Here is an 11,714-nt window from a genome sequence, read left to right on the forward strand (position 1 = left end):
CAGCACATGCTTCACGAGGTCGCGGATCACCTTGGGCGGCGCGGTCATCACGTCGGCACCGATCTTTGCGGCTTCGAGCACGTGGTTGGTGTGACGCACCGACGCGACGAGGATTTCGGTCTCGAACGCGTAATTGTCGTAGATCAGGCGGATATCGTCGATCAGCGCCATTCCGTCGAAGCCGTTATCGTCGTGGCGGCCGACAAAGGGCGAGATGAAGGTCGCGCCCGCCTTGGCCGCGAGCAGCGCCTGGTTGGCGGAGAAGCACAGCGTCACGTTGACCATCGTGCCATCGTCGGTCAGCGCGCGGCAAGTCTTCAGCCCATCGAGCGTCAGCGGCACCTTGATGCAGACATTATCCGCGATGACGCGCAGCTTGTCGGCCTCCTTCATCATCGTTGCGTGATCGAGCGCGACGACTTCGGCGCTGACTGGCCCGTCCACGATCCCGCAGATCTCCTTCGTCACCTCGATGAAGTCGCGGCCCGATTTGTGGATCAAAGAGGGGTTGGTGGTCACCCCGTCGATCAGGCCGGTCTCGGCCAAGTCCCTGATATCGGCAATGTCGGCGGTGTCGGCGAAGAATTTCATTTCTGTTACAGACCTGTCATAGGAGCGTCACATTCGAACCCGTGCTGCAGGATTCTTCATGCGATCAGTTTGCCATAGGGCGTGCGCCCTCCCACTTGCCGCCGCGCCTCTGCTTTTGCAACCGAGCGCGGCACTGGCGGACGATTCCGAATTCTGGATCGAAACGAGCGCCAAGGGCAACATCGACTCCGACACCAGCTTCAAGCTCGAGATTGAACAGCGCCGCAAGTCCGGGCCCGACGAGTATATCGTCGGCGCCGTGGTCGACCGCGAGATCGGCAAGGGTTTCTCCATCGGCGGCGGGATGGAAGTGCACGATATCGACGGGTTCACCGAAATCCGCCCCTACCAGCAGGTTGGCTATTCGACAGGTATCCTATCGCTGCGCACCCGGATCGAAGAGCGCTTCTACGACGGTGCGGATCGCATGGCGCTGCGCCTGCGGCAGCGCGTACAGGTGAGCGACAATATTGCACCCAAGCTGAAGGCAGCAGGATCGGCCGAGCTGCTCTACCAGCTGCGCGACCGCAATAATGGCGGGCCGCAGCGGATCGACCAGTGGCGCTTCAATGCAGGGCTTACCTACCGGCTGGCCGAGCGGGTCGAGCTGACAGGCGGCTACCTGCTGCAACTGCGCCCGCGCCCCGGCGGCGACACCTATACGCACGTAACGCAGGCGAGCGTCGCATACCGCTTCTGATCGGCGGGGTCGGCGCGGCGCCCAGCCCGCTTCAGCCCATGATTTCCCAAACCTCGTTGCAGAGGAAGACCGTCTCGCCGCCCCGGCGGGTGATCGATGTGCGCACGCCGTTGATGTTGCGATACACCTTGCCCTGGTAGCGGGTCGTCTCGACCTCGTCGGCCTGTTCGCGCTCGCTCCCGTCCAGATTGACCACGAAGCCCGCATTGCGCAGCGCGCGCGCGACTTCCGATACAGGCTCTGCGAACCGGATTCCCTTGCCGAACAGCCCGTCAGATTCCTCCAGGAAAGCATCGGTCATGCCCAGCACGGTCAGCCCGTTCCATGTCCCGGTAAAGTCGACATCGATCTGCACATGGTTCGAATTGCGGCCCGAAGGCCAGCTGACGCGCCCGGTTACGGTCGGTCCGCCACCCGGCAGGCGCGTGGTCGCGGGCACGGTGATGTTGGTCATGCGGTTGTCGTCGAAGCGGTAGCTGCCCTGCATCACTCCCTCGGCTTCGCGACTCCATGCGCATTTCGCCGGATTGTCGAAATTGAGCCAGCGCAGGTTCGTTGCGTTGCCCCGCGCAATCGGAGGGGGTGACTGATAGCCTTGCGTCGCGGCATTCTGTGCCGATCCATAAACCCCATCCGCGACCAGCTTCATCGCAGTCGCGTTCACTTCGGTCTGCTGCGCGGCAGTCAGGCCGCCCGCCATTTTCGCGCGCAGTTCGGCAAGGTCGTTTTGCAGGTCGAAGTCCTGCCCGGCGAACCTTTCGGCAAGCGCGAAGTACGGCCATGCCTCCTGCGCCGTTCCGCCGCGCCGCATGACGTAGAAGGCTGCCCGTTCGAAACCGCGCGGCGTGCCATTCATCCCCGCATTGACGAAATACTCGATCACTTCTTCGCGGCAGGGCGAGCCGTTGATGAGGTTCATGATCTTGGACGGACCGCTTGGCGGCACGATGTCGCACATCGCGGCGAGGGTGAACCAGTCGTCCCCGCTCATGGGTTCGCCCCGCTTCAGCTGCTTGAGCAGCGCGCCGCGGGTCTTCTTCCATTTGCCATACTTCTGCAGGTACGGGCCGGTTATGTCGCCGAACTCGCGCGCCGAAGCTCCCGGTGCGGTCAAAACAAGTGCGGCCAGTGCAACGGCCAGTACGGAACGCTTGGTCATTATGTCCCCCATCTGCGTGGAGATTCAATAGCCGCCGCATTTCACATATGGCAAGTTCATGGGGGCGCTACAGCCGCGAACCCACCCCCAGCGCACCGATCAGGACCGGATCGTTGGTGCTGCGCGGATCGGCGCGGATCGCGGCTTCCTCGCGCCCGATCTCGCTCCAGATCGTGTCATTGACGTTCAGCGCAACGCGGTTCGCCGCCGCGCCGATATCGACCCCGACCGCCGCCGAGACGAGCTGGCCGACAAGCGGGTCCTGCGCCACGCGCATCGCCTCGCCCAGTTCGGGGACCATCGCATCGATCAGCCGGTTGCCGGTCTGCCCGCGCAGGTATGCGGTCGCCGCTGTTGGCCCGCCGGTGATCAGGTCAATCGTATTGCGCACACCGATCAGGCGAATGGTGTCGTAAATGACCGGCGCGGCGCGTTCGCTCGCGTCGATGGCGAAGCCGGCGAATTCGCGCTCCACCCGCGCCTTGACGAGGCCGGAGGTGAGAATGTTCGTTAGCACGTTGCCGCGCGCGCCGAGCAGTTCACCAAGCCCGATCTGCGCAACCTGCTGGTCCCAGAAACCGCCGGGTGCCGTGAGACGGGCGAAGGCCCGTTCGCTGGACAGCAGCAGCAGCCGCTCGATCACGTTGGTCACGCGGCCCTGATATGTCGTGCAGCCGCCCAGCATTATCACGCTTGCACCCACGCCGATCGAGCCCAGCAGCTTGCGCCGATCCAGCCCGTTTTCGAGAATTCCGGTCATCATCTCACCTTCCATGCTTGTGGCACAGGAGCCCCCGCGCCCATATTGGCAGTCGACCAATGCGCCGTATCCGCCTCCTCGTCCTCAACGCCGCGCTCGGCGTGCTCGATTACCGCGTGCCCGAAGGCATGGCGGTGGAGCACGGCAACGTGGTGGTCGCCCCGCTCGGCCCGCGCCAGATCACCGGCATCGTGTGGGAAGAGGAACGCCTGCCGGGGCAGTCGGTGCCCGAGGCGAAGCTGCGCCCGATCCTCTCGGTGCTGCCGGTGCCGCCGATCCGCGCCGAACTGCGCCGCCTGATCGAGTGGACTGCAGATTATTATTGCGCGCATATGAGTTCGGTTGCGCGAATGGTTCTGGCGAGCGGCGGGGCGCTGAAGGGCGGCGTGACCGTCACCGAGTACCGCCTGACCGGCGAGCAGCCCGACCGGATGACGCCGCAGCGCGAACAGGCGCTTGAAAAACTGGAAGGCCAGCAGGGCACGATCCGCGAGCTGGCTGCGCTGGCTGGCGTATCCGAAGGCGTGCTGCGCGGGCTGGTCTCGCAGGGCGTGCTCGAACCCGAAGAGGTCGATGCCGACCGGCCTTACAAGCGCGCGCGGCCCGACCATGCAGAGCCGGTGCTCTCGGCGGACCAGGCAAAGGTCGCCGATGAATTGGTGAAGGCGGTCGAGGCGGAGGACTTCGCGCCGGTCCTGCTCGACGGGGTCACCGGCTCGGGCAAGACCGAGACCTATTTCGAACCCGTCGCCGCCGCGATCCGTGCAGGCAGGCAGGTGCTTGTCCTGCTGCCCGAGATAGCGCTGACAGAGAATTTCCTGCGCCGGTTCGAGGATCGCTTCGGCGCGCAGCCGACCCTGTGGCATTCCTCGCTCAAATCGTCCGAACGCCGCCGCGCGTGGCGCGCGATCATGCGCGCTCCCGAGGATGGTGGCGCGCAGGTGGTGGTCGGTGCACGCTCGGCGCTGTTCCTGCCCTATGCGAGGCTCGGCCTGATCGTGGTCGACGAGGCGCACGAGATCAGCTTCAAGCAGGATGACGGCGTGCGCTACAACGCGCGCGATGTCGCGGTGATGCGCGGGCATTTCGAGCGGATACCGGTGGTGCTGGCCAGCGCCACGCCGGCGCTCGAAAGCCTGCACATGGCGGAGACGGGGACATACCGGAAGCTCGACCTGCCCAGCCGCTTCGGCGGGGCCTCGCTGCCCACCATCCGCCTGCTCGACCTGACCGAGGAACCGCCCGAACGGGGCCGCTGGCTCGCGCCTTCGCTGGCGCGCGAACTCTTCGCGCGGATGGAGCGCAAGGAGCAGACGCTGCTGTTCCTCAACCGGCGCGGCTATGCCCCGCTGACACTGTGCCGCACCTGCGGCTACCGCTTCCAGTGCAAGCAGTGCAGTGCGTGGCTGGTGGAGCATCGCTTCAGCCACCGGCTCGCCTGCCACCATTGCGGCTACGAAGAACCTTCGCCTGCCGCGTGCCCCGAGTGCGGCGAGAAGGACAGCCTCGTCCCCTGCGGCCCCGGCGTGGAGCGCGTGGCAGACGAGGTGCGCGAGATTGCACCCGAGGCGCGGATCGCGGTCGCGACATCGGATACGCTCAACACGCCCGCCCGCGCGGCAGAGTTCGTCGCGATGGCGGAGGCGGGCATGATCGACGTGATCGTGGGCACGCAGCTGGTTACGAAAGGCTTCCACTTCCCCGACCTGACGCTGGTCGGCGTGGTGGATGCCGATCTGGGTCTGGAAGGCGGAGACCTGCGCGCGGCGGAACGCGTCTACCAGCAGATCGCGCAAGTGGCAGGCCGTGCGGGCCGGGCGTCGAAGCCCGGGGAGGTCCTGATCCAGACGCGCCATCCCGAAGCGCCGGTGATCGCCGCGCTCGCAGCGGGCGACCGCGATGCCTTCTACGCCGCCGAGCTGGAGTCGCGCCGCCATGCCAACGCCCCGCCTTTCGGCCGCTGGGCGGCGATCATCGTGTCGAGCGAGGACGATAAGGAGGCCCGCGCCGCCGCCGCACGAATCGGCGACAAGCGCCCCCGGCTGGACGACATCATGATCCTTGGCCCCGCGCCCGCACCGCTCGCGCAGCTGCGCGGCCGCTACCGCTACCGCCTGCTCATCAATGCCAAGCGCACCGCCGCGCTACAGGACGCAATTCGTGACTGGCTGGACCCGCTGGAATTGCCGCGCGGCGTGCGCGTCGGGATCGATATCGATCCTTACAGCTTCGTCTAGGGCATGGCTTCCCGACCCATCCTCTTCCCCATTCTCGGCGACCAGCTGACCCGCGACCTCGCTTCGCTGCGCGGGCGCACCAAGGACGATACCGTCATCCTGATGATGGAGGTGTGGGACGAGGCGACCTATGTGAAACACCACAAGCAGAAGATCGTGCTGATCTTTTCCGCGATGCGCCACTTCGCTGCCGAACTGCGCGATGCCGGGTGGACCGTCGATTATGTAGAACTGACCGACCCCGACAATGCGGGCAGCTTCACCGGCGAGGTCGCCCGCGCGATCGAGCGTCACGACCCGCGCGCGGTGCATGTGGTCGAGGCAGGCGAATGGCGCGTGCAGCAGGCTATCGAGGAATGGGCGGACAAGTTCGACTGCGCAGTCGAGATCTTGCCCGATGACCGCTTCGTCTGTTCGATCGGCGAGTTTCGCGAGTGGGCCGAAGATCGCGACACCCTGCGCATGGAATTCTTTTACCGCGAGATGCGTCGCAAGACGGGCCTGCTGATGGATGACGGCAAACCGACCGGCGGCGAATGGAATTTCGACGCGGAGAATCGCAAGCCGCCCAAGGAAGGGCTCGAAGCGCCACAACGCCCGCTGTTCGAGCCAGACGATATCACGCAAGAGTGCATCGATCTGGTCGAGGAGACATTCGGCGACCACTTCGGCTCGCTGGTGAGCTTCCACTGGCCCGTCACGCGCGATCAAGCCGAAGAAGCCGCCGACGCCTTTTTCGCCGAGCGGATCGAATGTTTCGGGCCGTACCAGGACGCGATGGTCCACGGACAGGACGACATGTTCCACTCGATGCTATCGACCAGCATCAACCTCGGCCTGCTCGACCCGCTGGAACTGTGCGAGCGTGCACAACAGGCGTACAAAGACGGCAAGGCACCGCTCAACAGCGTCGAGGGCTTCATCCGCCAGCTGATCGGCTGGCGCGAATATGTCCGCGGTTTCTACTGGCTGCATATGCCGCACCTCCAGCGCGCCAACGCGCTCAATGCGCAGCGCGGGCTGCCCGAGTTCTTCTGGACCGGCGAGACCGAGATGCGCTGCCTTGCCGACTGCGTCCGCTCGACCCACGAAAATGCGCATGCGCATCATATCCAGCGGCTGATGGTGCTTGGTAATTTCTGCCTGATCGCGGGGATTTCGCCGCGCGAGGTGCAGGACTGGTACCTGGTGGTTTACGCCGATGCCTACGAGTGGGTCGAGCTGCCCAATGTGGCTGCGATGATCCTCTATGCCGATGGCGGGAAACTGGCGAGCAAGCCCTACGCCGCGTCGGGCAATTATATCAACACAATGAGCAATTACTGCGCGGACTGCACATATTCACCGTCCAAGAAAACCGGCGAAGGCGCGTGCCCGTTCAACCCGCTCTACTGGCATTTCATGCACCGCCATCGCGACATGCTGGAAAGCAATCACCGGATCGGCCGCATCTATTCCAACTGGGACCGGATGGGCCCGGAGAAACAATCAGCATATCTGGAAACCGCCGAGAAGTTCCTCGTTTCGCTGCAACCTGCAGACAAAAACTGGGTACACGCAACGGACCGATCCTGATGGCCGAAGAACTCGAATCTTCCCTCCCCGACGATATCATCCGTCTGGCCCACGAAGTGCTTGAGGCCGCCTGCGATCGAGATTTGCAGCTGGCGACGGCGGAAAGCTGCACCGGCGGGCTGCTTGCCTCGCTGCTGACCGACATTCCCGGATGCAGCCACGCTTTCGAGCGCGGCTTCGTCGTTTATTCAGACGCTGCCAAGTGCGACCTGCTGGGCGTCGCGCGCGAGCTGGTGAAGGATTGCGGCGCGGTCAGCAGGGATGTTGCTCTGGCGATGGCACAAGGCGGGCTCCGTCGCTCCGAAGCCGATATTGCGGTCTCTATCACCGGTTTTGCCGGGCCGGGCGGTGAGGACGACGAGGAGGGCCTGGTCCATCTTGCAATCGCCGTCAGGGGTGGCGAGCCTACGCATCGCGAGGAGCATTTCGGCGCTATCGGACGCGAGGGCGTTCGCCTCGCATCGCTTCGTACCGGGCTGAAGATGATGCGCAGCGCGATAGGGAGTTATGCCAGGGAAGACTAAGCCGGTTGCGCCTCTGCATCCTCGCGCTTCGCGAGCTTGTGCTCGTCTTCGATCAACCCGGCCTTCCAGTAGCTGGAAATATAGAGCGATCCGCCGCCCAGCTTCAGCTCGTCGCGCAAATATGTGCGCAGCCGCTGCATGGAAGAGAACTCGCACGCAGCCCATCCGGCAATGTTCCCGTCGGGCAGAGCCACGGCGCACAAGGCGTCCGCGAGCAAATCCGGACGTGTGCCCGGCTCCGGGTTGACGAGCCACTGCACCTCGACCCCACGCGGAGCATCGAGCTGCTGGATATCCCCTTCGCTCTGAACCTCTATCGCGGCAAAGCCGCGCGCGTTGCGATCTAGCGCCGCAAGGTTCACTCCGATCGCTGGAAGCGCCGTCATGTCGCCCGCCACGAGGTAGAAATCGTGTCCGCCCGGCAGAGGCTTGGCCGCTCCGGGCCCGCCGACCATGATCGTGCTTCCCGGCTCTGCAGTCAGTGCCCATTTCGTTGCGGGACCCGCTGCTTCGCCGCCATGCAGCGCGAAGTCGATTTCCAGCCGGTCCGCATGATGTTCGCGGATCGTATAGGTGCGAATGATCCGCTTGCCCGCAGCAGTCTCGCCCAGCATCAGCTTCACATAGCCACCCTGCTGCCCATCGGGGAAATCGGCCAGCCCCGGCCCGCCGAGCGTTACGCGTTGCATCGAGGGGCTGAGGCTTGTGCTGCCGAGGACGGTCATTTCGCGGGGGGCGGGTCTTGCATTCATACGCGCCATCTAATGCGAATGCCTCGCAACTTCAAGAACCGCATATCTTGCAGTCCCGATAGCGAGACGGTAGCGTTTCGCATGGCCGCTCAGGACGACACCGCCACCCCCGAACCCAGGCCCCAACCCAAGGGCCGCCCGCGCAGCGAGAAATCGCGCGAGGCGATCCTGCTCGCCGCGCTCACGCTGTTGGTGCGCGACGGGTTCGAGAACCTGACGATGGAAGGCGTCGCGCGCGAAGCAGGCACGGGCAAGAGCACGATTTACCGCTGGTGGAAGGGCCGTGCCGATCTGGCGGTCGACGCGTTCTTCTCTGCCATCGACGAAACGCTCGACCTGCATGAAAGCGGCAGCGCGCGCGAGGATTTCCGGGCGCAGATCATGGGCATGGCGGACCAGCTGCGCGGGCCGACGGGGCGCGCCTTCGCCGCGATGCTCTTGGGTGGGCGCGAGAGCCCCTCCGTCGCCAATGCGGTGCGCAAGCGCTGGCTCGATCCACGGCGCGACTGGGCGCGGATGCGGCTGGCATGGGCCGCCGATGCCGGGCAATTGCAGGACGGGGTCGAGCCGCGCGCCGCGCTCGCGCTGCTATACTCGCCGCTCTATACCCCGCTGCTGTTCGGCAACGACATTCCATCGCGAAAGAACCTGCAGGCGTGCTTCGATCTTGCCGCAAAGGCGATCTTTCTGGAGTCCTAGCTTTCTGGATCTTGGGTCGCGACGCTCCGGCCGGTGTTTTCCGGCGCAAGCGGCGGCAGGCTGCGGTCGCGCATCCACCACGGCCTGACCACATGGCCGCGCTTCACCGCCCACCAGACCACCGCCAAGCCCGCGCCTGTCGCCAGCACCATCGCGATGACCGAAGCTTCCAGCCCGAATGCTCCGCCGGAGATCAGCACGTCGCCGGTCGCCCGCGCATCGAGCATGCCGTCGACTTCGTGCCCTGACACCGCGACATCCCAGACATAACCCTGCACCACGTTCCAGCCGAAATGGATGCCGATTGCGAGCCACAGGTTGCGCGTGAGCATGTAGGCCCCGCCCAGCAGGACGCCCGCCTCCATCGCAATCGCGACCGATGAAAGCAACGTGGCATTATCATTGCCCGCATGCAGGAAGCCGAAGATCAGCGAGGACAGCACCAGCGCGAACCAGCTGCCGCCGAACTCCTCAAGATATCGGAAGATGATCCCGCGCGAGATCACCTCTTCCACGAAGCCCGCCTGCACACCGGCAAGGAACAGGATCTGCAAAACGGACGTGCTGCCGCCCCAGCCCGCGATCCGATAGCCGCCAAGCAGGGCAGCGATGCCGACAATCGCGCTCATCAGCACGGCTGCACCCAGGATACCGAGCACCAGATGCCTGATCGCAGGCGCCATCGGCAGGTCGTCGCGCGGATGTTCGCCCAGACGACGCAAGACCAGCTTATAGGTCGCAAACGCCAGCAGCGGCACGACCAGCCCGTTGATGACGATTACCGCATTCTCGCTCAACTGGTCGACGGGCAGCAGCAGGGTCGCGGCGGTTGCAACACCCAGCACCAGACCCAGGACGACCAGTGAGAGGACCATGGCCACCAGCGGAAAATCGACGACCTTTCGCCAGATGGGCCTGTCTGTCGCGTCTGCCATGTCCGATCCTCCCGTTTATATCCCTGAATGTCGCCCTGGATCGGAAATGGCAAGCAACCGGACGGTTACTCCCCGGCGAGATGCGCGTCTTCGCGCGCCTTGCGCCTGAGCTCGTCGGTCAGTTCGGCGCTGCGTGGAGGCAGGCTTTCGCCGGTGCCCTGCTCTCCGTTCTGTTCGATGTCGTCGAGCAGAATCTCCATCTGCGCGATCTCCTTGACCTGCGCTTCGATGATATCGTCGGCGAGTTCGCGGACACGCGGATCGCTGATGTGCGCGCGACGGCTGGTCAGCACGGCGATAGAATGGTGCGGGATCATCGCTTTCATCCACGCCTCGTCGTCGACGGTTGCCTGACTGCGCGCGAGGAACAGGAACAGGCCGAAGCCCAGCACCGCCCCCACCATGACCAGCACCTTGGTCAGCAGCGTGCGATACATGCCCCACATGAAACCGAGCATGATGACGATCATCGCCATGCCCATCATCAGGGCCATCCACATGCGCGTCTGGCTGAACCAGATATGCCCCGTCTCATACACGTTGGAATATTTGAGCACGAACATCGTGACGATGGATGTCGCAATCATCGCCGCGAAGGTTGGCCAGCGCGACGGGTGCGAATTGCTGCTGTGATCGGATTTATCGGTCATTTCTCGCCCCTGATTGCGTGATATGGCGCATGAACGGGGTGGCGGGACGCGATGTTCCGGGTGACTAGTCCGCGCGGCCCTGCTCGCGCCGCAGCAGTTCTTCCTTGATGTCGGTGCCATAGGCATAGCCACCGATCCCGCCATCGCTGCGGATCACGCGATGGCACGGGATCAGCACGGCAACATTGTTGGCGCCATTGGCGCTGCCCGCAGCGCGCACGGCCTTCGGGTTACCTGCCGCTGCGGCGATCTCGGAATAGCTGCGCGTCTCGCCCGGCGGGATTTCGCGCAACGCTTTCCAGCACGCCTCCTGGAATGCGGTGCCTGCCACGTCGAGCGGGATGTCCTTGCCGCCGGTGCCCGGCTGCTCGACCGCGTCGACCACCTGCTGGAGCAGGCCGGCGAACTCCGCCCCGCCCTGCGTCAGCTCCGCTTCGGGGAAGCGGGCGCGCACGTCTGCCTCGCCCTCGTCGAAGGAGAGGCGGCAGACGCCCTTGTCACTCGCGGCAACCAGCATTGCACCCAGGGTCGTGTCCACGACAGCCCAGCGAATCGTGACGCCGCGTCCGCCGTTTTTCCATGCACTCGGGCTCATTCCCATTTTCCCTTCCATTGCGGCATAGAAGCGGCTCGGCGCCTCGTAACCTGCATCGTAGATGGCCTCAGTGACGCTTGCCGAACCGCCCAAGGCATCGCGCGCACGCTCTTCCCTCAAGGCCCGCGCGAAGGCGGCGGGTGAGAGACCGGTGGCGCGTTTGAACACCCGCTGGATATGCGTGGGCGAATAGCCGGTGATCGCGCCCAGTTCTTCCAGAGTGGGGCTGTCGCCGCTGCGGATCGCGTCGATCGCGGCGCGCACTGCCGCCTCGTCGCGCGAGACATCGTCGGGCAGGCACCGCTTGCAGGCACGCAGACCGGCGGCGCGCGCCTCTGCTCCATTGGCGAAGAAACGCACGTTCTCGCGTGCAGGGTGCCGCGCGGCGCAGCTCGGGCGGCAATAGATGCCGGTGGTCAGCACCCCGGTCACGAATTGCCCGTCGAATGCCCGGTCGCGCCGCATCACGGCGGCCCACGCCTGATCGTCGCCAAGGGGAAGAGGGGATTTATCCTTCGTCATGAATTGCTTTCTAGA

The 11,714-nt window shown here is 64.8% G+C and carries 12 protein-coding genes; 5 read left to right on the forward strand and 7 right to left on the reverse strand.

From position 1 onward, the window contains the following. On the reverse strand, window positions 1–591 hold a 591-nt coding region (fsa, locus tag ACEQXE_RS05585), incomplete at its 3' end, for a fructose-6-phosphate aldolase (RefSeq protein WP_370177964.1). A 115-nt stretch (window positions 592–706) separates the two neighbouring features. Between fsa and ACEQXE_RS05590 the strand changes: the two genes are divergently transcribed. Next, on the forward strand, window positions 707–1,291 hold the full coding sequence (locus ACEQXE_RS05590; protein WP_370032345.1) for a DUF2490 domain-containing protein: 585 nt from the start codon (window positions 707–709) through the stop codon (window positions 1,289–1,291). A gap of 31 nt (window positions 1,292–1,322) precedes the next feature. On the opposite strand, the gene ACEQXE_RS05595 is transcribed toward ACEQXE_RS05590, so the two are convergent. Both ACEQXE_RS05595 and ACEQXE_RS05600 read right to left on the reverse strand, forming a co-directional pair. Beyond that, the gene (locus ACEQXE_RS05595; RefSeq protein ID WP_370032343.1) at window positions 1,323–2,450 is read right to left on the reverse strand and encodes a hypothetical protein; all 1,128 of its coding nucleotides are present in this window, start codon (window positions 2,448–2,450) and stop codon (window positions 1,323–1,325) included. Window positions 2,451–2,517: 67 nt separating this feature from the next. Next, a complete protein-coding gene (locus ACEQXE_RS05600) occupies window positions 2,518–3,213 on the reverse strand; it encodes a DUF4197 domain-containing protein (RefSeq protein ID WP_370177965.1) in 696 nt (231 codons plus the stop codon). Window positions 3,214–3,269: 56 nt separating this feature from the next. Here ACEQXE_RS05600 and ACEQXE_RS05605 point away from each other — a divergent pair, with 56 nt between their 5' ends. The 3 genes from ACEQXE_RS05605 to ACEQXE_RS05615 are packed head-to-tail and all read left to right on the forward strand — an operon-like array spanning window position 3,270 to window position 7,546. Next, a complete protein-coding gene (locus tag ACEQXE_RS05605) occupies window positions 3,270–5,447 on the forward strand; it encodes a primosomal protein N' (protein WP_370032339.1) in 2,178 nt (725 codons plus the stop codon). A gap of 3 nt (window positions 5,448–5,450) precedes the next feature. Beyond that, window positions 5,451–7,022 (forward strand): cryptochrome/photolyase family protein, encoded by a 1,572-nt coding sequence (locus tag ACEQXE_RS05610; RefSeq protein ID WP_370177966.1) that lies wholly within the window; start codon window positions 5,451–5,453, stop codon window positions 7,020–7,022. Next, on the forward strand, window positions 7,022–7,546 hold the full coding sequence (locus ACEQXE_RS05615) for a CinA family protein (RefSeq protein WP_370032335.1): 525 nt from the start codon (window positions 7,022–7,024) through the stop codon (window positions 7,544–7,546). Before ACEQXE_RS05610 ends, ACEQXE_RS05615 begins: the two co-directional genes overlap by 1 nt. Here the strand turns inward: ACEQXE_RS05615 and ACEQXE_RS05620 are convergent. Then, window positions 7,543–8,298, reverse strand: a complete 756-nt coding sequence (locus ACEQXE_RS05620; RefSeq protein WP_370032333.1) for a siderophore-interacting protein — start codon at window positions 8,296–8,298, stop codon at window positions 7,543–7,545. The genes ACEQXE_RS05615 and ACEQXE_RS05620 overlap by 4 nt on opposite strands. 81 nt (window positions 8,299–8,379) lie before the next feature. Here ACEQXE_RS05620 and ACEQXE_RS05625 point away from each other — a divergent pair, with 81 nt between their 5' ends. Continuing rightward, complete coding sequence (locus tag ACEQXE_RS05625) at window positions 8,380–8,997, forward strand: TetR/AcrR family transcriptional regulator (protein WP_370032330.1); 618 nt, start codon at window positions 8,380–8,382, stop codon at window positions 8,995–8,997. Here the strand turns inward: ACEQXE_RS05625 and ACEQXE_RS05630 are convergent. From ACEQXE_RS05630 to ACEQXE_RS05640, 3 genes are all read right to left on the reverse strand, one after another. Continuing rightward, window positions 8,994–9,932, reverse strand: a complete 939-nt coding sequence (locus ACEQXE_RS05630; protein WP_370177968.1) for a lysostaphin resistance A-like protein — start codon at window positions 9,930–9,932, stop codon at window positions 8,994–8,996. The two genes, ACEQXE_RS05625 and ACEQXE_RS05630, sit on opposite strands and share 4 nt — an antisense overlap. Window positions 9,933–9,997: 65 nt before the next feature. After that, window positions 9,998–10,582 carry a DUF305 domain-containing protein gene (locus tag ACEQXE_RS05635; protein WP_370032328.1) on the reverse strand — a complete coding sequence of 195 codons (585 nt, stop codon included), beginning with the start codon at window positions 10,580–10,582 and terminating at the stop codon, window positions 9,998–10,000. Window positions 10,583–10,646: 64 nt separating this feature from the next. Then, a complete protein-coding gene (locus ACEQXE_RS05640) occupies window positions 10,647–11,699 on the reverse strand; it encodes a bifunctional transcriptional activator/DNA repair enzyme AdaA (protein WP_370032326.1) in 1,053 nt (350 codons plus the stop codon). Between the last annotated feature and the right edge of the window lie 15 nt (window positions 11,700–11,714).

The organism is Alteriqipengyuania sp., from assembly GCF_964222115.1.
Classification (GTDB): domain Bacteria; phylum Pseudomonadota; class Alphaproteobacteria; order Sphingomonadales; family Sphingomonadaceae; genus Alteriqipengyuania.

Coding starts and splice junctions, on each gene's coding strand:
- ACEQXE_RS05595 (WP_370032343.1), bottom strand. CDS start 2,450: ATGACCAAGCGTTCCGTACTGGCCGTTGCACTGGCCGCACTTGTTTTG.
- ACEQXE_RS05600 (WP_370177965.1), bottom strand. CDS start 3,213: ATGATGACCGGAATTCTCGAAAACGGGCTGGATCGGCGCAAGCTGCTG.
- ACEQXE_RS05605 (WP_370032339.1), top strand. CDS start 3,270: ATGCGCCGTATCCGCCTCCTCGTCCTCAACGCCGCGCTCGGCGTGCTC.
- ACEQXE_RS05610 (WP_370177966.1), top strand. CDS start 5,451: ATGGCTTCCCGACCCATCCTCTTCCCCATTCTCGGCGACCAGCTGACC.
- ACEQXE_RS05615 (WP_370032335.1), top strand. CDS start 7,022: ATGGCCGAAGAACTCGAATCTTCCCTCCCCGACGATATCATCCGTCTG.
- ACEQXE_RS05620 (WP_370032333.1), bottom strand. CDS start 8,298: ATGAATGCAAGACCCGCCCCCCGCGAAATGACCGTCCTCGGCAGCACA.
- ACEQXE_RS05625 (WP_370032330.1), top strand. CDS start 8,380: ATGGCCGCTCAGGACGACACCGCCACCCCCGAACCCAGGCCCCAACCC.
- ACEQXE_RS05630 (WP_370177968.1), bottom strand. CDS start 9,932: ATGGCAGACGCGACAGACAGGCCCATCTGGCGAAAGGTCGTCGATTTT.
- ACEQXE_RS05635 (WP_370032328.1), bottom strand. CDS start 10,582: ATGACCGATAAATCCGATCACAGCAGCAATTCGCACCCGTCGCGCTGG.
- ACEQXE_RS05640 (WP_370032326.1), bottom strand. CDS start 11,699: ATGACGAAGGATAAATCCCCTCTTCCCCTTGGCGACGATCAGGCGTGG.